The organism is Streptomyces anatolicus (assembly GCF_019400875.1).
GTDB classification, from domain to species: Bacteria; Actinomycetota; Actinomycetes; order Streptomycetales; family Streptomycetaceae; genus Streptomyces; species Streptomyces anatolicus.
In genome coordinates, this window is the sequence record NZ_WMBF01000008.1 from 1 (window position 1) to 21191 (window position 21191).

A 21191-nucleotide genomic window follows, 5' to 3' on the forward strand; every position below is an offset into this window, starting at 1 on the left:
AGCTACGGTTCATGGCATGTCGAAGTCCAGATCCCGGGCCCGCGTCACCTCCGACGACGTGCGCCGCATCGCCCTCGCCCTGCCGGAGACGGTGGAGAAGATCGCGTGGAGCATGCCCACGTTCCGCGTCTCCGGAAAGATGTTCGTGACGGTGCCTGACGACGAGACGTCCATCGCGGTGCGCTGCCCGAAGGTCGAACGGGACGAGCTGGTCCTGGCCGAGCCGGACAAATTCTGGGTCGCCGCGCACGAGGCGGGTTCGGCATGGGTCCGGGTGCGCCTCGCGGCGCTGGACACGGAGGAGCTGACGGACATCCTCTCGGACTCCTGGCGCCAGGCCGCGCCACCCCGACTTCTCGAAGGGCACCCGGGGTTGGGGCTCCCGGCCCCGGAGTAAGTGACCGGGGCCTCGCGCGACCGCAACCATTCCTCAGGTCGACAGCCGGCCGCCCGGGGAAAGGGTGAGCGATCACCGGTCAGAGTGCGGTATTGTTTCCGTGCACGTTCGGCCGGGGGAAACCCCAGGTCAGACGGGCAACGGGACGTGGCGCAGCTTGGTAGCGCACTTGACTGGGGGTCAAGGGGTCGCAGGTTCAAATCCTGTCGTCCCGACTCGAAAGAGTCGCAGATCGAGGGGCCGTTCCAGAGAAATCTGGAACGGCCCCTCGATCGTTCCCGGGGACCGTCAAGGGACCAGGTCCCTCGACGGTCTCGGTGTGTCAGGCGGTGACGTGCCGGCTTTCCGGGGCGGCCGGCGTCAGTCGTCCGCCGCGGTGCAGGCCGTTGAGGGCCGCCGCGCAGGCAAGGCCGAGCGCCAGGAGTGCGAGCCAGGGCAGCGCGGGAAGGCCCGCTTCCCGGGCCGTGTCGAGTGCGGCGCCGGTCAGGAGGTTCCCCAGGGTGATGCCGATGCCGCAGATGGTGTTGTAGAGGCCGTAGTGGGTGGCGACGAGGCGGTCCCCGGAGAGGCGGACGATGGTGTCCATCTCGAAGGGGTACGCGATCATCGTGCCCACGGCCAGCAGCAGGGCCGAGAGCGCCGGCGGCACTGCCGCGAGCAGCCAGCGTCCCGGGCCGCCGTCCGGCACGGGCAACGGCATCACCGCGAGGAGCGGCACGAAAGCCGTGCCCATGGTGACGAGCCCCCAGGTGAGTGCGCGCCCGGGCGCCATCCGCTCCTTGCACCAGGCCGTGACGCGTGTCTGAAGGGCGATGGTGGCGAGTCCGGAGACGGCGAAGAGCAGTGCTGTCGCCGCGGTGCCGGCTTCACCGGAGCCGCCCAGCCGCCGTACTTCCAGTGGTAGCGCGAGGTAGACCTGGAAGGAGAGGACGTACGAGCCGATCATGGCCACGGAGAAGAGTAGGAAGGGCCGGTTGGCCACGATCGAGCGCCACTGCGCCAGTACGCCGTCCCGTTCCGTGGCGGTGCCGGTGCTCTTGTCGGTGGCCCGGCGCGCGGGAAGGGACCGGATCTGGACCACGCTCAAGAGTGCGAAGATGCCCGCGGACACCAGACAGGTGGTGCGGAAGTCCACGGAGGTCAGCACCATGCCGACCAGCGGGCCGAGCAGGATGCCGGCCTGGTAGAAGACGTTGAACAGCGCGAAGGCCTCGACTCGGCGATCTCCCGCGTCCGCCGCGAGGTAGGCGCGGACGGCCGGATTGAACAGTGCTCCGGCAAGACCGGTCGCCGCCGAGGCGGCCAGCAGCGCGGGGAGCGAGTCGACCAGACCGAGCGTGGCGAAGCCGACGGTGCGAAGGACACATCCGGCGATGATCAGAGGCTTGTACCCGAACCGGTCGGCGAGGGTACCACCCACCAGGAACATGCCCTGTTGCGTGAAGTTCCGCACGCCCAGGACGAGTCCGACCACCCATCCGGCGAGGCCGAGCGAGCCCGACAGGTGTGCGGCCAGGTACGGCATCAGCATGTAGAAGCCCAGGTTGATGGTGAACTGATTCACCATCAGCAGCTGCACGCTGCGCTCGTACGTGCCGACCTGTCGCAGCGTGCCCTTCATCGGACGTCCTCGATCGTAGTGGCCAGGGTCAGCGGGTCGACGACGTCCGCGCACCGGGTCCAGTGGGTGACTTCCTTGTCGTCGGGCCGCGAGATCTCATCGGGCTCGGCAGCAGGGGGGTGGTCCAGCAGGCCGTGAGCCGCGCAGTACTCGTCGTCGTAGACCGTCCCGAGGTAGCGCTGGGGCCCGTCGGGGAAGACGGCTGCGATACGGGTGCCGGCGGGCATGGTCCTGGCGCTCCAGCCGGCCACGAGGGCGACCGCGCCGACACTCCAGCCGCCGGTCGCGTAGTGCGAGGAGGCGAGTTGGCGGCAGGTCCACACCGCCTCGGCCGGGGCGACCCAGTGCACCTCGTCGAAGCTCTCGTACGCCACGTTGCGGGGGTAGATGCTGGAGCCGAGGCCACGCATGAGGCGTGCCCGCGCGGGCTGGCCGAAGATCGTCGAGCCGATGGTGTCGACACCGATGACGCGCAGGTCAGGGTAGAGCTGCCGCAGTACACGGGAGACGCCCGCGGAGTGTCCGCCGGTGCCGACACTGCACACCAGTACGTCGATGTGGCCGAGCTGGGCGGCGAGTTCCAGGGCGAGCGGGGTGTAAGCGGTGGTGTTGTCGGGGTTGTTGTACTGATCCGGGCACCAGGACCCGGTGTGCTCGGTGAGCAGTTGGGTCACGCGGTCGCGGCGCGCCTGCTGCCAGCCACCCTCGGGGTGGGGCCTGCCGACCACGTCGACCTGGGCGCCGTAGGCGGTGAGAAGCCGGGTCATGGACGGCTCGAGCCCGGGGTCGGTGACCAGGGTGACGGGGTGCCCGTACACCATGCCGGCGAGCGCCAGGCCGAGGCCCAGGGTGCCGCTGGTCGATTCGATGATCCGGCCTCCCGGCACCAGTTCGCCGCGGCTGCGCGCGCGTTCGACCATGTGCAGGGCGGGACGGTCCTTGATGCCGCCGGGGTTCAAGCCCTCCAGCTTGGCCCAGAAGCCGTGCCCTTCCGGGGCCAGTGGTGCGGACATGTGCAGGACCGGTGTGTTGCCGACCAGCCCGGAGATGGCTGTTCGGGTGGGGGTCACATCGGTGGTGATCAGGGAGTGCATCGTTCCGCTCTCGTCGAAGTGATGGCGTGTTCGGTGCGGGGTTCGACGCGCGCACCGGGGTGCGGGCGGCGGCCGTGTGTGCACGGCCGCGGAGGCGAGCCCTATATGCGCCACCGACACACGGCGATGAGCGTTGTTCTGGAGGTCGTGGCGTAAGCCGTTCCGGCCTGCTTAGGTCCGGAGGGCGCGTGCGTTGTCGCCGCGGTCGTTCCGGTGCGGGAGGGCGTGTCGCGGGGAGTTGGCCCGCCGGCGCTACGCGGGGCGGTCTTGCTTTCTCCGCCGCTGTCGGACGAGCAAGTGGGCGAGTCGTGCTGCGCCTGACGAGGTTCGAACCTCTCCGGCGACGACGCCTCCACGCCGCTGAGCGGCGGTATGCCGGGGCCGTGCCCGTCTCCTGCCGCGGTCAGGTGATGCGGACAGGCGAGGGCGCTCGCCAGCAGAACGGCGAGGACAACGGCGATGAAGTGACGGGCCCAGGACGGCGCTTGACGGGTCGGATGAAGCGTGGGGGATGACAGCACAGCGGCTCCGCACGGCTGCCCGAGCCCGCGCGAGGAACGCGACGCGGCGGAGGGCAGCGATCAAGGGTCGATGAGAGGGCAGGCGGGGCCGTCACCTGGCGAACATGTCCGTAGCGGCGCGAACGAGGAGCGGTTCGCACGCCGTTGACGGCCGACTGGAGCTGCTGCCGCCTCTAGGTCCGTAGGACCGCTGCCTGCTGGGAGGGGGGCGGGGCATGGGCCTCACGCCCGGAGCCGCCCGCGGAGGCGATTCCGCCGCCCGGGCCGCCGTACTCAAAGGCCGAACCGAGGCCCGATACGCACGGCGCCGCGACGGACGGGCCGTCCTGAGGCTGTCCGGAGAGGCACTCCCCCGCGACGTGGGAAGGGCCTTCGTCGTGGCCATGACCGCGGGAGTCGTCGGCGGGATCGGACGTGCCGGTGTGTCCCGCAGGCGATTCGGAAGCGCGGTCCGCGGCGATGGAGGAGGTCACTATCGACGGAGTCGTGTGCGCCGATGCGCCTTCCACCCCGACTCCGTGTGCGTAGAGCACAGCGAGGAGGAGGGCACCCAGCCACCACGGGCGTGACGTACGCGGCGCGCGGCCGGTACGTCGTACGCCGAAAGGCGACGGGGGCGTAATCATGACGTGATGTTAACCGTTGTGGTGCGGGAGCCTGCGCGCCTCTCGTGAAACGAGGCGTAAACAAGCCGTGAAGCGTGTCGCGGGCATTTCGGCTCCAAACCGAGGTCCGCCGGGACGGGGCGGCGGCCGACGTGTGCGGTGAGGATGCCTTGGACGGCGCGGCTCTTGGAAACTGTGCCGCTAACCATTAGGTTAGGCTCGCCTTAGTGGGGTACGGACGTGCCCCGGCTGTCATTCCCCCGAGGGGAGCCGGCGTGACTCGTTCCAGCCACTACGCACCCCCTTCAGTTCCGTTGCCGACCCCGACCCGAGGCAGAGCCGTGTCCGTTGAGTTGCCGCCGTCCGCCGCCCCGCGATCCGCCTATCCCGTGGACGTGCTCCCCGTGGCGGTCCGTCACCGTCTGCAGGAGCTGGCACAGGCCCAAGTTCCGGTGTCCGCCTACCTCTACGACGGTGCTGTCGCCGCCGAGCGTGCTCGGGAGCTGCGCGAAGCGCTTCCGGAGTGGGCAGCCGTCTACTACGCGGTGAAGGCGAACTCCTTCCCGGGCATCATCCAGGCACTGGCACCTCACGTCGACGGCTTCGAGGTCGCTTCCCGCGCGGAGCTGGAACTCGCCGTATCCGCCAAGCCGGCGAGCGGAGACCTCCCGGCCCCGGTGGTCGCCGCCGGCCCCGCCAAATCCGTTCCCGTCCTCACCGCCCTGGTCCTGGCCGGTGCCGAGGCGATCAACGCCGAGAGCCTGCTCGAACTGCACCGGATCAGCCGGATAGCCGTCGCCGAGGGCGTCCGAGCCCGAGTGGCGCTCCGCGTCAATCCCGCGACCATTCCTGTCACCGGGTCGCTGCACATGGGAGGCGTCCCCTCCCAGTTCGGGGTGGCCGAGCCCGACGTGCCCGGCGTACTCCGCGAGGCCCTGCGGCTGCCCGGCCTGGACCTGATCGGCTTCCACATCCACGCCGCGTCCAACAACCTCGACGCCGAGGCCCATGCCGCGTATCTGCGCTGGTGCGTGGAGTGGAGCGTAAAGACCGCCCAGGACAGCGGGATCGATCTGCGCCACATCGACATCGGCGGCGGCATCGGTGTCGCCTTCGAGGGTGAGAAGCCCTTCGACGTCGCACGCTTCGGCGAACTGGCCGCGGCCGTCGAGGTCCCGGCGGGCGTGAAGGTGGTGCTGGAGCCCGGCCGTTTCCTGGTCGCGGACTGCGGCTGGTACGCGGCTGAGGTGACGGACGTGAAGCACTCGTACGGCGAGGCGTTCGTGGTGCTGCGCGGCGGTATCAACCACTTCCAGCTCCCGACATCCTGGGACATCGTGCACAACATGGCGGTGATGCCCGTGGAGGACTGGCCCGAGGAATGTCCCCGCCCTCGCGCCGAAGGGACGCGCGTGACGGTCGTCGGAGAACTCTGCACCCCGGAGGACACCCTGCTGCGCGATGTCCTTGTGGACCGGGTACGCGCCGGTGACCTGGTGGTCTTCCCGTACGCGGGCTCCTACGGCTGGGAGTTCGCCATGCACAGCTTCCTCGGCCACCCCGTCGCCGAGCGCCATCTGCTCTGAGGCACGGCAGTCCGTCCAGGCCAGTACGGCCCTCGGACCCTCGCCGCCACCCGCTCGCTTCCTTGCTTTCCTCCCTTTGGAGCCGAACATCATGACCGTGCATCCCGCCGAACAAACCGATGCCGAACGCGCCGCAGCCCAGGCCGACGCCATCCTGGAGCGCCAACGCACGCGGGAGTCCTCGGCCCGCACGTACGCCCGGTCCTTCCCGGTCGTCCCGGCGCGCGCCCAGGGGATGACGGTGGAGGGCACCGACGGGCGCCGCTACCTCGACTGCCTCTCCGGAGCCGGCACCCTGGCCCTCGGTCACAACCACCCGGTCGTCCTCGAGGCCATTCAGCGGACCATCAGCAGCGGGGCGCCGCTGCACGTCCTCGACCTGGCCACCCCGGAGAAGGACGAGTTCACCGACGCGCTCTTCGCCACGCTGCCCAGCGGCTTCGCCGACAAGGCCCGCGTCCACTTCTGCGGGCCCGCAGGGACCGACGCGGTGGAAGCCGCGTTCAAGCTGATGCAGACCGCCACAGGGCGGCGGGGGCTGCTCGCCTTCACCGGCGCCTACCACGGGATGACGGCGGGCGCCCTGGCCGCTTCCGGCGGTGTCACCACCAAGCAGCCGGTGCCGGGGATCGCCGCGGACGTGACCCGGCTGCCCTACCCGTACCCCTACCGCTGCCCGTTCGGGGTCGGCGGGGAGGGCGGTGCGGGGCTGTCCGCCGTGTACACCGAGCGCTTGCTGGACGACCCGAACGGCGGGGTCGTCCCGCCCGCCGCGATGATCCTCGAAGCCGTACAGGGAGAGGGCGGCGCCGTGCCGGCCCCGGATGCCTGGCTGCGCGACATGCGGCGCATCACCGCGGAGCGCGACATCCCGCTGATCGTCGACGAGGTGCAGACCGGCGTCGGACGCACGGGCGCCTTCTGGGCCGTGGAGCACAGCGGAATCGTGCCGGACGCGATGGTGATGTCCAAGGCGATCGGCGGCAGCCTGCCGCTGGCGGTACTCGTCTACCACGAGGACTACGACGGCTGGCTGCCCGGCGCCCACACCGGCACCTTCCGCGGCAACACCCTCGCCATGGCGACGGGCACGGCCACCCTGCGGTACGTCGCCAAGGAGGGCTTGGCCGAGCGGGCGGCAACTGTCGGCGCCCGGATGATGGCGCGGCTCGAAGGTCTGCGGGCAGAACTCCCCGCCATCGGTGACGTGCGCGGCCGGGGCCTGATGATCGGCGTCGAGCTGGTCGACCCCGGGGCCGAGCCCGACTCCTGCGGCGCCCGGCCTGCCGCCCCGCGGGTGGCCGCGCAGGTGCGCGCCGCGTGCCTGGAGCGCGGTCTGATCGTGGAGTTGGGAGGCCGCTACGACTCGACGGTCAGGCTGCTGCCACCTCTGATCATCACCGACGAGCAGGTCGAAGCGGTGCTGGACCGGCTGACCGACGCCATCGCCACGGTGACGGCATCTCAGGTTCCGGGAGTGCGCGCATGACGGGCGAGATACGTGGCCGGGGAGCGGCCGCTGGCGGCGGCTTGAGCCTCGCCTCCGAACCCGCCTCGGCGGGTACCAACCCTCTCGGCGAGGCCATGGCCGCGCTGCTCCGCAGCGCCGTACCGTCGGGCGGCCAGGTCCAGAACACCGCCCTGTCCGGCGGCACGGGCGGCCCTGGCGCGCTGGAGCCGCTGTTGCAGGCCGTGCTTGAGGCCCTGGCCAAGGGTGCCGTGCGGCGCGGTGGGCCCGTTCCCTCCGGGACGCCCGAGGAACTGGCGGCGGAGGTCGCACGGGTGTTCGCCGAGGCGGACGGCGGCGACGCCCTGCACCGGCTGACCGAACTCCTGGCGTACGGCAGCGCCGACCCGGCCGACCCGTCCTGCGCCGCGCATCTCCACTGTCCGCCGCTGGCCGTCGCCGTCGCCGCCGATCTCGCCGTCGCCGCGCTCAACCCCTCCCAGGACTCCTGGGACCAGGCACCCGCCGCCACCGCTGTGGAGACCCTGCTGCTCCAGGAGTTGGCGCGGCTCGTCGGGTACGACCCGGCGGAGGCGGCCGGTGTGCTCACCTCCGGCGGCACCGAGTCCAACCTCATGGGCCTGATGCTGGCCCGTGACCGGGTGCTGGGGCGCGCGGCCGGGCGCCAGATCGAGATGAGTGGAGTAGCGGGCAACGGGCCGCGTCCGCGGATCTTCGCCTCCGCCGCCGCGCACTTCTCGGTCCAGCGCTCGGCCGCCCTGCTGGGTCTCGGTGAGGACGCGGTCGTCCCCGTACCGGTCGACCACGAGCTGCGGATGAAGCCCGAGGCGCTGGCGTCGGCTCTCCGTGACTGTGTCGCGCGCGGTGAGCTGCCGGTGGCCATCGTCGCCACCGCCGGCACCACCGACACCGGTGCGGTCGACCCGCTGCGCACCTGCGCGGCACTGGCCGCCGAGTACGGCGCCTGGCTGCACGTGGATGCCGCCTACGGCGGCGGCGCACTACTGTCCGACGAACTGGCACCGCTGGTCGACGGTATCGCGCTGGCCGACTCCGTCTCCCTGGACTGGCACAAGCTGGGCTGGCAGCCGGTCGCCGCGGGCATCTTCCTGGTCCGGAAGGCGGAGACCTACGCCTCCCTCGCGCGACGGGCCGTATACCTCAATCCGCAGGACGACGAGGAGGCGGGCTACCCCAGCCTCCTCGGCCTCTCGCTGCGCACCACGCGCCGCGCCGACGCCTTCAAGATCGCCGTCACGCTGCGCACCCTGGGCCGCGACGGCCTGGGCCGACTCGTGGATGCCTGCCACGCGCTGGCGCGTGGCGGTGCGGAGGCCGTACGGGCCCATCCCCGGCTGGAGTTGCACGCCGATCCCGTGCTGACAGCGTTCGTCTTCCGCTATGTGCCCGAGGGCGCTGATCCCGCGCACACCGACAGAGTCAACGCGGCGCTGCGACGCAGGCTGCTGCGCGAGGGCCGGGCGGTCGTCGGCCGCACCGAGCTGCCGGGCGAGGGGCCCGGCCGGGTCCGGCTGAAGCTGACGCTGCTCAACCCGCACACCACTTCGGCCGAGGTGGAGCGACTGCTGCACACGGTCGTCGCGGCGGGCCAGGCCGAGGAGGAGACCCGGTGAACCGGCCCGACGACGCCCGTACGGCGACGCTCACGTCCCACAGCCAACGCCCGATCGGCCCGGACCCGCTCGACGACGCCGACCCACTCCGCGCCGGAGACGCCGCGGCGATGGAGACGTTGCTGCGCTCCTATGTACGGGAGACCGGCACCGAGGTGCCGACGGCCGGGCAGGCACTGCTGATCGACCTGCCCGCCAGCCGCCTCACCCTGCGGGTGCCTGTGCGCTACCGGTCGGCCACCGGCTGGCACCGCTTCGGCGCGCCCACCGTGGTCGCGACCGGCGACGGCGACAGCGAGGGCCTCCCGGCCGACGCGGCCTTGGTGGCGGCGGCGCTGATCCGGCAGACCACGCTGGGTCGCGGTGTGCTCCCGCACCACGGGGGCGACGCCGCCGCCCGGGTGCTCAACTCCGCCCGTCGCACCGCCGCGCACATCGCCCACCGGCGTGCCGAGGGCGGGCAGGGGCCGACGCCGTTCCTCGACAGCGAGCAGGCGCTGCTGCTGGGCCACCCGTTCCACCCCGCGCCCAAGAGCAGAGAGGAGGCGTCGGAGGCCGAACTGGAGGCGTACTCGCCCGAGCTTCGGGGCTCTTTCCCGCTGCACTGGTTCGCCGCCCACCCGGATGTCGTCGTCGGCGGGAGCGTGGACGGACGTTCGCCCGCAGAGCTGCTGCGTCCGCTCGCCGCCGGGCTGAGGGTGCCCGATGGCATGGTCGCCGTGCCCGTGCATCCGTGGCAGGGCCGGGAGGTGCTGTCCCGCCCGGAAGTCGCCGCGCTCGTCGACGCCGGCCTGCTCCGGCCGCTCGGTGCGGCCGGTCCCGTGTGGTACCCGACGTCCTCCGTGCGCACCGTGCAGCGGCCGGACGCCGAGGTGATGCTCAAGCTGTCGCTCGGCATGCGGATCACCAATTCCCGGCGGAACAATCTCCGCAGTGAGATGCGTCTCGGCGTACGGGCCGCGCAGTTGCTGGCCGCGGGGCCGGGGGAGTGGCTCCGTGCCGAGCACCCCGAGTTCGGCATCCTGCGCGAGTTCGCCTGGATCTCGGTCGGCACCGAGGGCCCGGAAACGGGTCTGGAGACCGCGATCCGCGACAACCCCTTCCGGGGCGGCGGCGACGGCGCGCCCGAAGGCCTGTGCGTCGCGGGACTGCTGGCCGAGCGGACCGGTCCGGGCGACGGCACCGCGCCGCGGCACCGTGCCTTGGTGTGCGAGGCGGTCGAGCGCGCCGCTCGCGCGTTGGGCGTCCCGGTGTCCGAGGCGTCCGAGCGCTGGCTGACCCGCTACCTGGAAGTACTGGTTGTTCCTCTGATCCGCCTCCACGCGAGGTACGGCATCGCCCTGGAGCCGCATCACCAGAACACCCTGGTGGCCCTCGACGCTCATGGACTGCCCCGCGCGGGCTGGTACCGGGACAGCCAGGGCTACTACCTGGCCGCTTCCCGGGCCGATGACATCGAGCGGCTTCTGCCGGGCGCCACAGCCGGTGTCGAGCTGGTATTCGACGACGCCTTCGTCGACGAGCGGGTGGCCTATTACCTCGGCGTCAACAACCTGCTCGGTCTGGTCGGAGCGTTCGGCGCGCTCGGACTGGCCGACGAGAGCCGCCTGCTGCGCGTACTGCGCACCGCCCTGGAACAACTGCGTACGGCCGAGCCCGCCGCCAAGGGCCTGCTCGACCTGCTGCTCGACGCACCGGTACTGCGCTGCAAGGGCAACTACCTGACCTGCGTGGACGGACTCGACGAACTGGTCGGCGACGTTCACACCCAGTCCGTCTACATCGATCTTCCCAACCCCCTCACGGAGGCCCAGCGGTGACCGCGCTCTCGACTTCTGAAGACCGGAATCTCGTCTACGATCTGGTCGGCGTCGGAATCGGCCCGTTCAACCTGTCCCTCGCCGCGCTGGCGGACGGGGTATCCGGCTTCCGGTCGCTCTTCCTGGATGCCAAGCCGGCGTTCTCCTGGCATCCGGGCCTGCTGATGGAGGGAACGACCCTTCAGGTGCCGTTCCTGGCGGACCTGGTCACCATGGCCGACCCGACGAGTCCGTGGTCGTATCTGAACTACCTCCGCTCCCACGACCGGATGTTCAAGTTCTTCTTCTCCGAGCGCTTCCACATCCCGCGCCGTGAGTACGACCACTACTGCCGCTGGGTCGCCGAGCGCCTGCCCTCCTGCCGCTTCGACGCCGAGGTCACCTCGCTGGAGTGGGACGAGGACGCGGACGCCTTCGCCGTCGTACACCGCTCCGCCTCCGGCGCCGAGACCCGCATCCTGGCGCGTCAGGTCGTACTCGGCGTGGGCACCAACCCCGTCGTCCCCGAGCCGTTGCGCCCCCTGCTGACCGATGACCACGCCGGCCGTGTGCTGCACAGCGCCGACTACCGCACCCACCGCGCCCGGCTCGCCGCGACCGATGACGTCACCGTCATCGGCTCGGGGCAGTCCGGCGCCGAGGTCGCGCTCGACCTGCTCCGCCACCAGGACGGGGACGGCCAGGGCGGCCCGTACGTCCGCTGGCTGGCCCGCACCACGGCCTTCGCGCCGATGGAGTACTCGAAGATCGGCCTGGAGCACTTCACCCCGGACTACATCCGCTACTTCCGCGCACTCCCCGAGGTGACGCGCGAGCGGCTGGTGCGGGAGCAGTGGCAGCTGTACAAGGGCGTGAGCGAGGAGACGCTGGGGGAGATCTACGACGAGCTGTACGAGCGCACCATCGGCGGCGGCGAGCCCCGCGCCGCGCTGCAGCCGGGCGTGGAGCTCGTCGCGGCGCGGGCCGACGGCGACGGGTACCTGCTCACCTGCCGCACTCAGCAGCAGGATTCTCTCTTCGAGGTGCGGACCTCCGCCGTCGTCTCCGCAACCGGTTACGCCGCTTCCCGCCCGGTGTTCCTGGAGGCGATGGGCGACCTCGTCGACTGGGACGACAGGGGCCGCTACCAGATCGACGGGGAGTACCGGGTCGCGCTCGACCCTCGCGTCTCCGGCACGCTCTACGTGCAGAACGCCGAGATGCACACGCACGGTGTCGGCGCCCCCGACCTCACCCTCGGCGCCTGGCGCGCCGCGACCATCCTCAACGCCGCCGCGGGACGCAGCGTGCTGCCCGTGGCCCCACGCCAGGCGTTCACGACCTTCGGCGCACCGCAGTCACCCACATCCGCCGAGCCTCGGACGGCGGCCCCGGACGTGGCCGCGGCGACACCATCCGGTACGCCGCGATGACGGTCGCGCAGAACACCGGCTCGGTATCGCCCGGGGCGGCGCGCCACGCCAAAACGGTGCTCATATCCGTCATCGGCCTTCACCTGGTCGCCGAGACCGCACTGACGCCTTTCCTTCCGCAGCTGTTCGAGCGGCTGTACGACATCGAGGATCCGGGAGCGACCGGGCTGTACATCTGGATCTGCCGCATTGCCGGGCTCGCCGCCCTGCCTCTGTGGGGGCTGGCGGCCCGGCGCTGGCCGCTGCACAAACTGGTGCTGGCCGGGCTGTGCGGGTCCGCCGTACTCGACCTGCTCCTGGGCATGGCACCCAGCTATGCCGCGTACACGGTGCTTTCGACGCTCATCGTGATGACCAACAGCGCCCTGCTGCTGGCCTATCCGGCCTTCATCGCCGAGCACGGCGACGAGTCCGAGGACGGCGAGCGGGCCAGGCTGGCCGGCGTATGCACGCTGGTGGTCGTCTTCCATCTGTCCGTCGTGGTCTCGACGATGGTGGGCGCCGGAGTCCTCGCACTGCCGGAACCCCGCATCGGCATCTCGGCGTTCGCGGTCCTGGACGCCCTCCTTGCCGTGCTCACGTACCGCATCCTGGGCAAGCGGCCCGACACGAAGGCCGCCGAATCGGTCGCGTCCGCCACGGACGGCTCCACGGCCGCCGACGACCGGGACACCGACGGCGCATCGGTCACGGCGCCCGCATCGCCCGGTACCACCATGCGCGGGCCGTCGAGCCGCCTCACCTGGTTCACGATGCTCGCCTATGCCGCGCTGATCGGAGTCACCTTCGACTTCTCGGTCAATGTCGCTCGGCCCTTCTTCACCGAGTTCTCCGACAGCCTCGGCAGCGGTTCGGTCGGGTCCGCCGTGCTGTTCTTCCTGCCGAGCGTCTCCGCGCTGGCCGTGCTTCCCCTGGTACGCCGCTGCCACGACCGGTTCGGTGAGCGACTGCTGCCCCTCGCGCTGGCCGTGGGCGCGGCCGGGATGGCCTGGTCGTGGCTGGCCGACTCGCTGCCAGGACTCGCCGGCGGCCGGGTGCTTTACGGCGTCGGGCTCGGCCTCGGCCAGGTCGCCGTCGAGCTGCGGATGTTCCGCGCGACCGGCACCAAGGGGCCGGCGTTCACCGCGGTGGAGACAGTCCGGTCCGCCGGTCTGCTCGCCGCGCCGCTGGCCGCCACGGCTGCCGTCTCCCACGACCTGGCGCTGCCACTCGCCATCGCCGCCGCCGTGCAGCTCTTTGCCGTCGCCTTGTCCGTTCGGCGCTTCCGCAACGCGGCCCCGGAAAGCGCCGTGCGACAGCCGGGCCAAGTTCCACCCGCCCAGGACCTGCTCGCGACGACCGGTCGCGTCGCTGTGCCGAAGCCGCAGGACGGCGTGCCGACGACCACTGAGCTGGCGTCCGCGCGGTACGACGCCGACGATCGCACGCCTTCACTCATGGCCCAAGCCTCCCCTGCGTACTCCGAGGAGAACCACCGATGAACCGCACCACTCGTGACGCCTGGGCCCAGGCCGGCCGACGACTGCTCGTCAAGGCCGTGGAGGAGTTCGCGTACGAGGAACTGCTCGTCCCCGGGCCCGACGCGTCGGCCGGCACCCCGGACGCGTACCGGCTCGACCTCGCCGACGGAGTCCACTGGACCTTCCGGGCGACGCGCGGCACCTTCGGCACCTGGCGGCTCCTTCCCGACACCCTTCAGCGGCACCCGGACCCGGCCGACGGCAGCGTGGCCGGCCCTGAGCAGCTGCTGCTCGACGCCCGCCCGGTGCTCGGCTGGGACGGGCCGACCACCGCCGAGGTTCTGCGCGAACTCACGGCCACCCGACGGGCGGAGGCCGAGGTCATCTCCCGCGCCCTGCCCGCCGCCGAACTCGCCGACCTGAACCACCTCGACCTGGAGGCACATCAGGACGGCCACCCCTGCATGCTGCTCAACAAGGGGCGGCTGGGCTTCTCGGCCTCCGACGCCGCCGCCTACGCCCCCGAGGCCGCCGGCTCGGTCCGCCTGCTCTGGGCCGGTGTCCACAAGAGCCTCGCCTCCTACTCAGGGATGCCCGGTCTCGACGCCGACACCCTTCTGGCCGAGGAGCTGGCCGCCGAGACGCGCGAGCGATTCGGGGCGGCACTCCAGGAGACTTGCGCCGAAACCGGCCATGCCCCCGCCGATTTCCGCTGGCTGCCGGTGCACCCCTTCCACTGGGACGAGGCCGTCGCGACCCTCTTCGCCCCTTACCTCGCCGACGGCCGGATCGTGCTGCTCGGTGAAGGCCCGGACCGCTACCGGCCGCTCCAGTCCATCCGCACCCTGGCCAATCTCGACCACCCGCACCACCGCAACGTGAAGGTGCCGCTGCTCATCCGCAACACCCTCGTCTGGCGCGGCCTTTCCACCGAGCCCACCGAGGCCGCACCCGATGTGAGCGCCTGGCTGCACGCCATCCGCGACGCCGACCCGTACCTCCGCGACGAACTGCGCTTCCACCCGCTCGGCGAGGTGGCGGGCGTGGCCGTGCACCACCCGCTGTACGAGTCGGTCAAGGACGCCCCGTACCGCTACCACGAACTCCTCGGCGCGGTCTGGCGCGAGCCGGTCGCGGCGCTGCTGCGCGACGGCGAACAGGCCCGCACCATGGCCGCCCTGCTCAAGACCGGATCGGACGGCCGCGCCCTGGTGAGCGAACTCGTCGACAGGTCCGGGCTCTCCCCGCACGCCTGGCTGGAGCGCTTCTTCGGCGCCCTGCTCCCCGGCCTGCTGCACTACCTCTACCGGTACGGCGTGGCGTACTGCCCGCACGGCGAGAACACGGTCGTCCTCTACGACGCCGCCGACACCCCAATAGGCGTCGCGGTCAAGGACTTCGCCGAGGACGTCAACCTGCTGCCCGGCAGCCACCCGGAGTACGCGGGACTCTCCGAGCGTGCTGACGCGCTGCTGCTGCGCTGGCCCGCCGGCGAGCTGGCCCACTCGCTGCTCAGCGCCGTCTTCGCCGGTCACTTCCGGTTCTTCGCCCCCCTCGCGGCCGAGCACCTCGGCGTACCGGAGGAGGAATTCTGGGCCATGGTCCGTGCCGAGATCGAGCGCTACCACGCCCGCTTCCCGGAGCTGGCCCACCGGTTCGAGGACTTCGGCCTGCTCGCCGCGGAATTCGACCGGGTGGCACTCAACCGTGAACAGCTGCTCGGCGGTGGCTTCCACGACCGCGCCGAGAAGGACGAGGGCTTCGACATGGTGCACGGCACCCTCGCGAACCCCCTCGCCACCGCGACCGCCGCCGTTCAGGAACCGCGGGACTCTCAGGAACTCCAGGAGCAGATATGACCGACTCGCCGTACGAGCGCCTGCGCGCCGAAGCAGAGGAGGGGCGCGTCGAGGAAGTCATCGTCAGCGTCCCTGACCTCCAGGGCAGGCTCCAGGGCAGTCGCCTGTCCGTGCCCTACTTCCTGGATGAGGCGGCCGAGCACGGATTCGGCGCCTGCGTCTATCTCCTCGCGTCCGATGTCGAGATGGGCACCGGATCCGGATACGCCATCGACGCCTGGCAGAGCGGCTTCGGTGACTTCGTCCTCCGCCCCGACCCGGCGACGCTGCGCAGCCTCCCCTGGGACCCGGGCACCGCTCTCGTCCTGGCCGACGCCGTCTGGCCGAGCGGCGAGCCGGTCGACGTGGCCCCCCGCCAGATACTGCGGACCCAGCTCGACCGGCTCGCCGAGCGCGGACTGACCGCCTTCGCGGGCACCGAGCTGGAGTTCCTGATCTTCCGCGAGACGTACCGCCAGGCGTGGGACCGCCGTTATCAGGACCTGGAGACGGCCACCACCTACAACGTCGACTACTCCCTTCAGGGCCTGACCGAGATCGAGCCGGTGGTCCGCCGCATCCGCCGGGAGATGGTGCGCGCCGGGCTCAACATGGAGACCGCCAGGGGCGAGTGCCACGCCGGCCAGTACGAGATCGTCTTCCGCTACGATGAGGCGATGACGACCTGCGACAACCATGTCGTCTTCAAGAACGGCGCGAAGCAGATCGCCGCTCAGGAGGGCGTCGCGCTCACCTTCATGCCCAAGTACGACGAGGGCGAGGGCAACTCCTGCCACGTCCACCTGTCGTTGCGCGGCGCGGACGGTTCGGCGGTCCTTGCCGACCCGGCGGCGGAGGACGGCATGTCCGAGCTGATGCGCCACTTCGTCGCGGGTCAGCTCGCCTGCCTCGCCGACTTCGCGCTGCTGATGGCGCCGAACATCAACTCGTACAAGCGCCTCCAGCCGGGTGCCTTCGCTCCCACCGGCATCACCTGGGGCCGGGACAACCGCACCTGCCCGGTCCGCGTGGTCGGCTCCGGCCACTCGCTGCGGATCGAGCACCGGGTACCCGGAGGGGATGCCAACCCGTATCTCGCCGTCGCCGCCGCGGTGGCCGCCGGTCTGTACGGCATCGAGAACGGCCTCGACCTCCCGGCGCCGCACACCGCCAACGCGCTGGCCGATCCCTCGGTGCCGCGGCTGCCCGCCACGCTCACCGAGGCCCTGCACCGGTGGGAGAAGAGCGAGATAGCCGCCAAGGTCTTCGGCGAGGCGGTCGTCCGCCACTACGCGCAGGCCGCCCGCACAGAGCTGGCCGCCTTCGAGACGGCGGTCACCGACTGGGAGCGGGTCCGGGGCTTCGAGCGCCTGTGAGGCCCTGAGCAGGTGCGACGACTGCGGCCCTGGTCACGGATGTTCCGTGGCCAGGGCCGCAGTCATGGTGCCTGGTAGCGCTGTTACGAGAGGTCCTTCTTCATCTCGTCCAGGATCTGGCCGGCGCCGGTGTAACCGATGCCGAGCATCCACAGGCTGTCGTCGACCTTGAACGCCTTCTTGTTCTTCACGCCGTCCAGCTTCTTCCACAGCTTGCCGCCGGTGACGCTGGTCTCCTTGGCCTTCGCCGGGTCACCGTAGGTGGAGTAGAAGATGACGTCGGAGTTGCCCTCGCTGATCCGCTCGGGGCTGATGTCGAGGGAGAACCCGGTCTTGTCCACGTTCGCGGGGCGGCCGACCTTCAGGTCCTTGAAGATGCTGCCGACGAACGTGTCGTTCATGTACAGGCGGGTGTCCGCGCCTTCGATGAAGCGAACGAACCCGACCTTCGTCTTGGCGGCCTTGTCCGTGCCGCCAAGCGCGTCGGTCACCTCGGCGACGTGCTTCTCGTAGTCGGCAACGACCTTCTTCGCCTTGTCCTTCTTGCCCAGCACATCGGCGTGCAGCTCGAAGTTCTTCCGCCAGTCGGGGCCGGTCGTCTCGGTGAAGACGGTCGGCGCGATCTTCGACAGCTCCTTGTAGCTCTTCTCGTCGCGCGCCTTGCTGCTGATGATGAGGTCCGGGTTCAGCCCGTCGATCGCCTCGAGGTTGGGCTCCATGATGAGCCCGACCGACTTGATGCCCTTGACCTTGTCCTTGGGGAGGTAGGTGGAGATCGGCGCACCCGCTTCGGCGGTGACGGCGCCGACCGGCTTGACGCCGAGGGTGATGGCCGAGTCCAGGGCGTCGGTGTCCAGCACGACCACGCGCTTGGGGCTGTCGGGGACCTCCACCTTGCCCATGGCGGTCGACACGGTGTGCTTTCCGCCCCCAGCGGCTGACTCGGTGTCTTCCTTGTCGGACCCGCATGCGGTGGCGCTGACGGCGAGCGCAGCCACGACAGCTACAGCTGCGGCACGACGGTTGAGGGATGGGGCCATGAGAGGAAAGCCTTTCGTCACAAATGCACTGGTCGACGCGGGGGGTGAACTTAGGTAAAGCTAACCTTAGGTTGAGATGGAGACAAGCTCGCCTACGTCACAACTCGGACTACGCGGCAGTACGGCCGACCTGGGCGTTCTGTTGGCGAACAGGTGTCCGTTCGTACGAACGTGAGTGCCCGTCGGCGAGCTCAGCCGACCTCCGCCGAAACCGCCGCCGCGGCGGAGCTGTCTCGCTGCCAGGGGCTGCCGGGCACGACCAGCGGACCGCCGGTCACCGGATCCGGCACCACGACCGATGCGAGACCGAAGACATCACGCACGAGATCCACCGTGACGATCTCCGAGGGGTGGCCCTGGGCGACGATCCGCCCCTCCTTCATCGCCACCAGGTGATCGGCGTACCGCGCGGCCTGGTTGAGGTCGTGGAGCACCGCCACAACGGTCCTTCCACGCTCGCGATTGAGCTGGCGGACCAGGTCGAGCACCTCCACCTGGTGCGAGATGTCCAGGTAGGTGGTGGGCTCGTCAAGGAGCAGCAGGTCGGTGTCCTGCGCGAGCGCCATGGCGATCCACACACGCTGCCGCTGACCGCCCGACAGTTCGTCGACGGGCCTCGCCGCCAGGGCGGTCACGTCGGTGCGGTCCATGGCATCGGTGACCGCCCGCTCGTCCTCCTGCGACCACTGCTGCCACCAGTGCTGGTGCGGCTGACGGCCCCGCGCGACCAGATCGGCCACCGTGATCGCCTCCGGCGCGACCGGGGTCTGCGGAAGCAGCCCGATCGACTGCGCGATCGTACGGGTGGCCATTCGGCTCAGCTCCGTACCGTCCAGCAGGACCGAGCCCCGCCGTGGCTTGAGGAGCCGACCGAGGGCGCGCAGCAGCGTGGACTTGCCGCAGGCGTTCGGACCCACGATGACGGTGACGCGGCCGTGCGGAACATCCAGGTCGAGGCCGTCCACGACGGTGCGTTCCTCGTACGCCAGGGTCAGATCACGGGCTGTGAGCCTGCTCTCGGTCACGCTACTCCTCCGGTACTGCCGCGGACGCTGCGGTCCTTCACGATGAGCCAGATCAGATACGGCGCGCCGACCGCCGCGGTCAGCACACCCACGGGCAGCTCGACCGGGGCGAAGAGCAGGCGCGCCGGGAGGTCGGCGGCCACCACGATCAGTGCGCCGAGCAGCGCCGAGCACAGCAGCGGGATCTGCGCGGTGCGGGTCAGCCGGCGGGCGATCTGCGGGGCGAGCAGCGCGACGAAGTCCACCGGGCCCGCCGCACCCGTCGCCACCGAGGCGAGGAAGACGCCCAGCAGCGCCAGCCCGAGCCGGGTTCGCTGGAGCGGCACGCCCAGGGCGGTCGCCGTGTCGTCGTCGAAGGCGGCGTTGCGCTGTGCCCGTGCCGCCCAGACCACACACGGCGTCAGGGCGAGCAGAGTCCAGCCGAGCGGTGCGGCCTCGTCCCAGCCGCGGCCGTTGAGCGACCCGGTGATCCACACCTGTGCCTGATGGGCCACCAGGTAGTCGCCCTTGGTGATGAAGAGGTGGACGACGGACCGCAGTGCGATGGCGACGCCGATTCCGATGAGGACGAACCGCGCCGCGTGCAGGCCACCGCGCCAGGCGAAGAAGTAGACGAGGGCGGCGGCGATCATTCCGCCGGCCACCGAGAAGTACGGCAGCACGCTGAACGATCCGACACCGAACGTCAGAGCGCCGATGGTCAAGGCGCTGGCCCCTTGGGAGACACCGATGATGTCGGGGCTGGCCAGTGGATTGCGGGCAACGGTCTGGATGAGGGCACCCCCGACCCCGAAGGCGGCACCGACCATCAGTCCCAGAACGAGCCGCGGCAACCGCAGTTCGCCCACCACGAAGTCGGCCGTCGACGGCTGCCCGGTCAACGTGTTCAGCACTTCGTCCGGCGCCACGTATCTCTCACCGAGGCAGAGGTAGGCGAGGCAGACGGCCGCCGTAAGGACGGCGAGAACGCACGAGGCGATCGCGGCGCGCCTGTGGACGAGGAAGGACGCGCGCCCCCGTCTCACGAGCGCGTATCCGCCGGGGCGCACGGCCGCCGCCCGGCTCTCGATGAGCGAGGCCGTCATGTGCCCACCGCCTTGTGCTCGATGTTGGAGGTCCGTCATGCGGAAACCGCCTTGCGGCGGACCATGGCGATCAGGAACGGCACACCGAGCAGGGCGGTCATCACACCCGCCGGCACCTCGCCCGGCGGAAAGACGATCCGGCCGATGACGTCCGACACGAGCAGCATGACCGGACCGAGCAGGGCCGCCATCGGCAGCACCCATCGGTGATCGGTGCCGACAATGGCACGGGCGATGTGCGGGACCGCCAAGCCGATGAAGGCGATCGGCCCGGCGGCCGAGACGCCGACGCCGGTGAGCACGGTCGCCCCGATGCCGCCCACGATCCGTACGGTCGCCACGTTCTGGCCGAGCCCCTTCGCGACGTCGTCGCCGAGCGCCAGCGCGTCGAGCCCCCGCGCCACCGAAAGCACCAGTACCGCGCCCGCCAAGAGGAACGGCCAGATCTGACCGGCCACTTCCGCGCTCCGTCCGGCGATCGAGCCGACCTGCCAGAAGCGGAACTCGTCCAAGGTGGCGGCGTCCGTCGTGAGCATGCCCTGGATGACGGAGATGAGCAGTGCGTTGATGGCCGCGCCGGCCAGCGCCAGCTTCAGGGGCGATGCCCCGCCCCGCCCGCTCGAGGCGACGGCGTACACGGCCACCGACGCCGCTCCGGCACCGACGAACGCGAACCACACATAGCCGGCGAGGCTGTGCACCCCCGCGAAAGCGATCGCCAGCACCACACCCACCGCGGCGCCCTGGCTGATGCCCAGCACGCCCGGGTCACCGATGGGGTTGCGAGTGATGCCCTGAATCACCGTGCCCGCGAGGGCCAGTGCCGCGCCGACCATCACGCCCACGACGGTCCGGGGCACTCGCAGCGACCGTACGATCTCGGCGCTCTCGCTCGTACCGCCGTGCAGCAAGGCGTCGAAGACCTCACCCGGGGCGATGTGACGGGCCCCCACGGCGAGGCTGAGCAGCACCGCGAGCAGCAGCGCGACAAAGGCCGCTGCCGTCCAGCCTATTCGGCGGCCGACAAGCGCGGCTCTTGGGCTGCTGATGGTGGCGGCTGACATTGCATCCATTCCGACCTGAAGGGGCCTCAATGATCACGAACTTAGGCGAGCCTAAGTATAGGGTGAGCTGCGACCACCGCGTAACGGACTGCGATGAATTACTTGAGGGCTCGGAGAGCGCGAGCGGAGTTGTCCCAGCCCCCTG

At 70.7% G+C, this 21191-nt stretch carries 15 protein-coding genes and 1 tRNA gene; 10 read left to right on the forward strand and 6 right to left on the reverse strand.

The genetic code is table 11. The annotated features are described in order from the left end of the window. Window positions 1–16: 16 nt before the first annotated feature. Window positions 17–397 (forward strand): MmcQ/YjbR family DNA-binding protein, encoded by a 381-nt coding sequence (locus GKQ77_RS02090; protein ID WP_219686869.1) that lies wholly within the window; start codon window positions 17–19, stop codon window positions 395–397. A 141-nt stretch (window positions 398–538) separates the two neighbouring features. After that, window positions 539–612 (forward strand) — tRNA-Pro (locus GKQ77_RS02095). Between the two features lie 107 nt (window positions 613–719). Here the strand turns inward: GKQ77_RS02095 and GKQ77_RS02100 are convergent. Both GKQ77_RS02100 and GKQ77_RS02105 read right to left on the reverse strand, forming a co-directional pair. Further along, complete coding sequence (locus GKQ77_RS02100; protein ID WP_219686870.1) at window positions 720–2018, reverse strand: MFS transporter; 1299 nt, start codon at window positions 2016–2018, stop codon at window positions 720–722. After that, a complete protein-coding gene (locus GKQ77_RS02105) occupies window positions 2015–3112 on the reverse strand; it encodes a PLP-dependent cysteine synthase family protein (protein WP_219686871.1) in 1098 nt (365 codons plus the stop codon). The genes GKQ77_RS02100 and GKQ77_RS02105 overlap by 4 nt, the downstream gene beginning before the upstream one ends. 1467 nt (window positions 3113–4579) lie before the next feature. On the opposite strand from GKQ77_RS02105, the gene GKQ77_RS02110 reads away from it, so the two are divergent. The 8 genes from GKQ77_RS02110 to GKQ77_RS02145 all read left to right on the forward strand — a co-directional run bounded on the left by GKQ77_RS02110 (window position 4580) and on the right by GKQ77_RS02145 (window position 16832). Further along, a complete protein-coding gene (locus tag GKQ77_RS02110) occupies window positions 4580–5824 on the forward strand; it encodes a type III PLP-dependent enzyme domain-containing protein (protein ID WP_219686872.1) in 1245 nt (414 codons plus the stop codon). A gap of 91 nt (window positions 5825–5915) precedes the next feature. Next, on the forward strand, window positions 5916–7313 hold the full coding sequence (locus GKQ77_RS02115; protein WP_219686873.1) for a diaminobutyrate--2-oxoglutarate transaminase: 1398 nt from the start codon (window positions 5916–5918) through the stop codon (window positions 7311–7313). Continuing rightward, window positions 7310–8926 (forward strand): pyridoxal phosphate-dependent decarboxylase family protein, encoded by a 1617-nt coding sequence (locus GKQ77_RS02120; RefSeq protein WP_308117524.1) that lies wholly within the window; start codon window positions 7310–7312, stop codon window positions 8924–8926. The genes GKQ77_RS02115 and GKQ77_RS02120 overlap by 4 nt, the downstream gene beginning before the upstream one ends. After that, a complete protein-coding gene (locus GKQ77_RS02125) occupies window positions 8923–10746 on the forward strand; it encodes an IucA/IucC family protein (protein WP_308117525.1) in 1824 nt (607 codons plus the stop codon). Before GKQ77_RS02120 ends, GKQ77_RS02125 begins: the two co-directional genes overlap by 4 nt. Further along, window positions 10743–12158 carry a lysine N(6)-hydroxylase/L-ornithine N(5)-oxygenase family protein gene (locus tag GKQ77_RS02130; protein ID WP_219686874.1) on the forward strand — a complete coding sequence of 472 codons (1416 nt, stop codon included), beginning with the start codon at window positions 10743–10745 and terminating at the stop codon, window positions 12156–12158. The genes GKQ77_RS02125 and GKQ77_RS02130 overlap by 4 nt, the downstream gene beginning before the upstream one ends. Continuing rightward, window positions 12155–13639 carry an MFS transporter gene (locus GKQ77_RS02135; RefSeq protein WP_219686875.1) on the forward strand — a complete coding sequence of 495 codons (1485 nt, stop codon included), beginning with the start codon at window positions 12155–12157 and terminating at the stop codon, window positions 13637–13639. The genes GKQ77_RS02130 and GKQ77_RS02135 overlap by 4 nt, the downstream gene beginning before the upstream one ends. Then, entirely contained in the window at window positions 13636–15477 is a 1842-nt protein-coding gene (locus tag GKQ77_RS02140) for an IucA/IucC family protein (protein ID WP_219686876.1), read from the forward strand. Before GKQ77_RS02135 ends, GKQ77_RS02140 begins: the two co-directional genes overlap by 4 nt. Then, window positions 15474–16832 carry a glutamine synthetase family protein gene (locus tag GKQ77_RS02145; protein ID WP_219686877.1) on the forward strand — a complete coding sequence of 453 codons (1359 nt, stop codon included), beginning with the start codon at window positions 15474–15476 and terminating at the stop codon, window positions 16830–16832. The genes GKQ77_RS02140 and GKQ77_RS02145 overlap by 4 nt, the downstream gene beginning before the upstream one ends. A gap of 83 nt (window positions 16833–16915) precedes the next feature. Here GKQ77_RS02145 and GKQ77_RS02150 read toward each other — a convergent pair whose 3' ends face one another. The 4 genes from GKQ77_RS02150 to GKQ77_RS02165 form a co-directional block, all read right to left on the reverse strand. Then, window positions 16916–17872 (reverse strand): ABC transporter substrate-binding protein, encoded by a 957-nt coding sequence (locus tag GKQ77_RS02150; protein ID WP_219686878.1) that lies wholly within the window; start codon window positions 17870–17872, stop codon window positions 16916–16918. A 191-nt stretch (window positions 17873–18063) separates the two neighbouring features. Next, window positions 18064–18897: an ABC transporter ATP-binding protein gene (locus tag GKQ77_RS02155; protein WP_219686879.1), complete on the reverse strand. Its 834-nt coding sequence runs from the start codon at window positions 18895–18897 to the stop codon at window positions 18064–18066. Then, window positions 18894–19982, reverse strand: coding sequence for a FecCD family ABC transporter permease (locus GKQ77_RS02160; protein WP_219686880.1), 1089 nt, complete (start codon window positions 19980–19982; stop codon window positions 18894–18896). Before GKQ77_RS02160 ends, GKQ77_RS02155 begins: the two co-directional genes overlap by 4 nt. 35 nt (window positions 19983–20017) lie before the next feature. Further along, on the reverse strand, window positions 20018–21046 hold the full coding sequence (locus tag GKQ77_RS02165) for a FecCD family ABC transporter permease (RefSeq protein ID WP_219686881.1): 1029 nt from the start codon (window positions 21044–21046) through the stop codon (window positions 20018–20020). Window positions 21047–21191 lie beyond the last annotated feature (145 nt).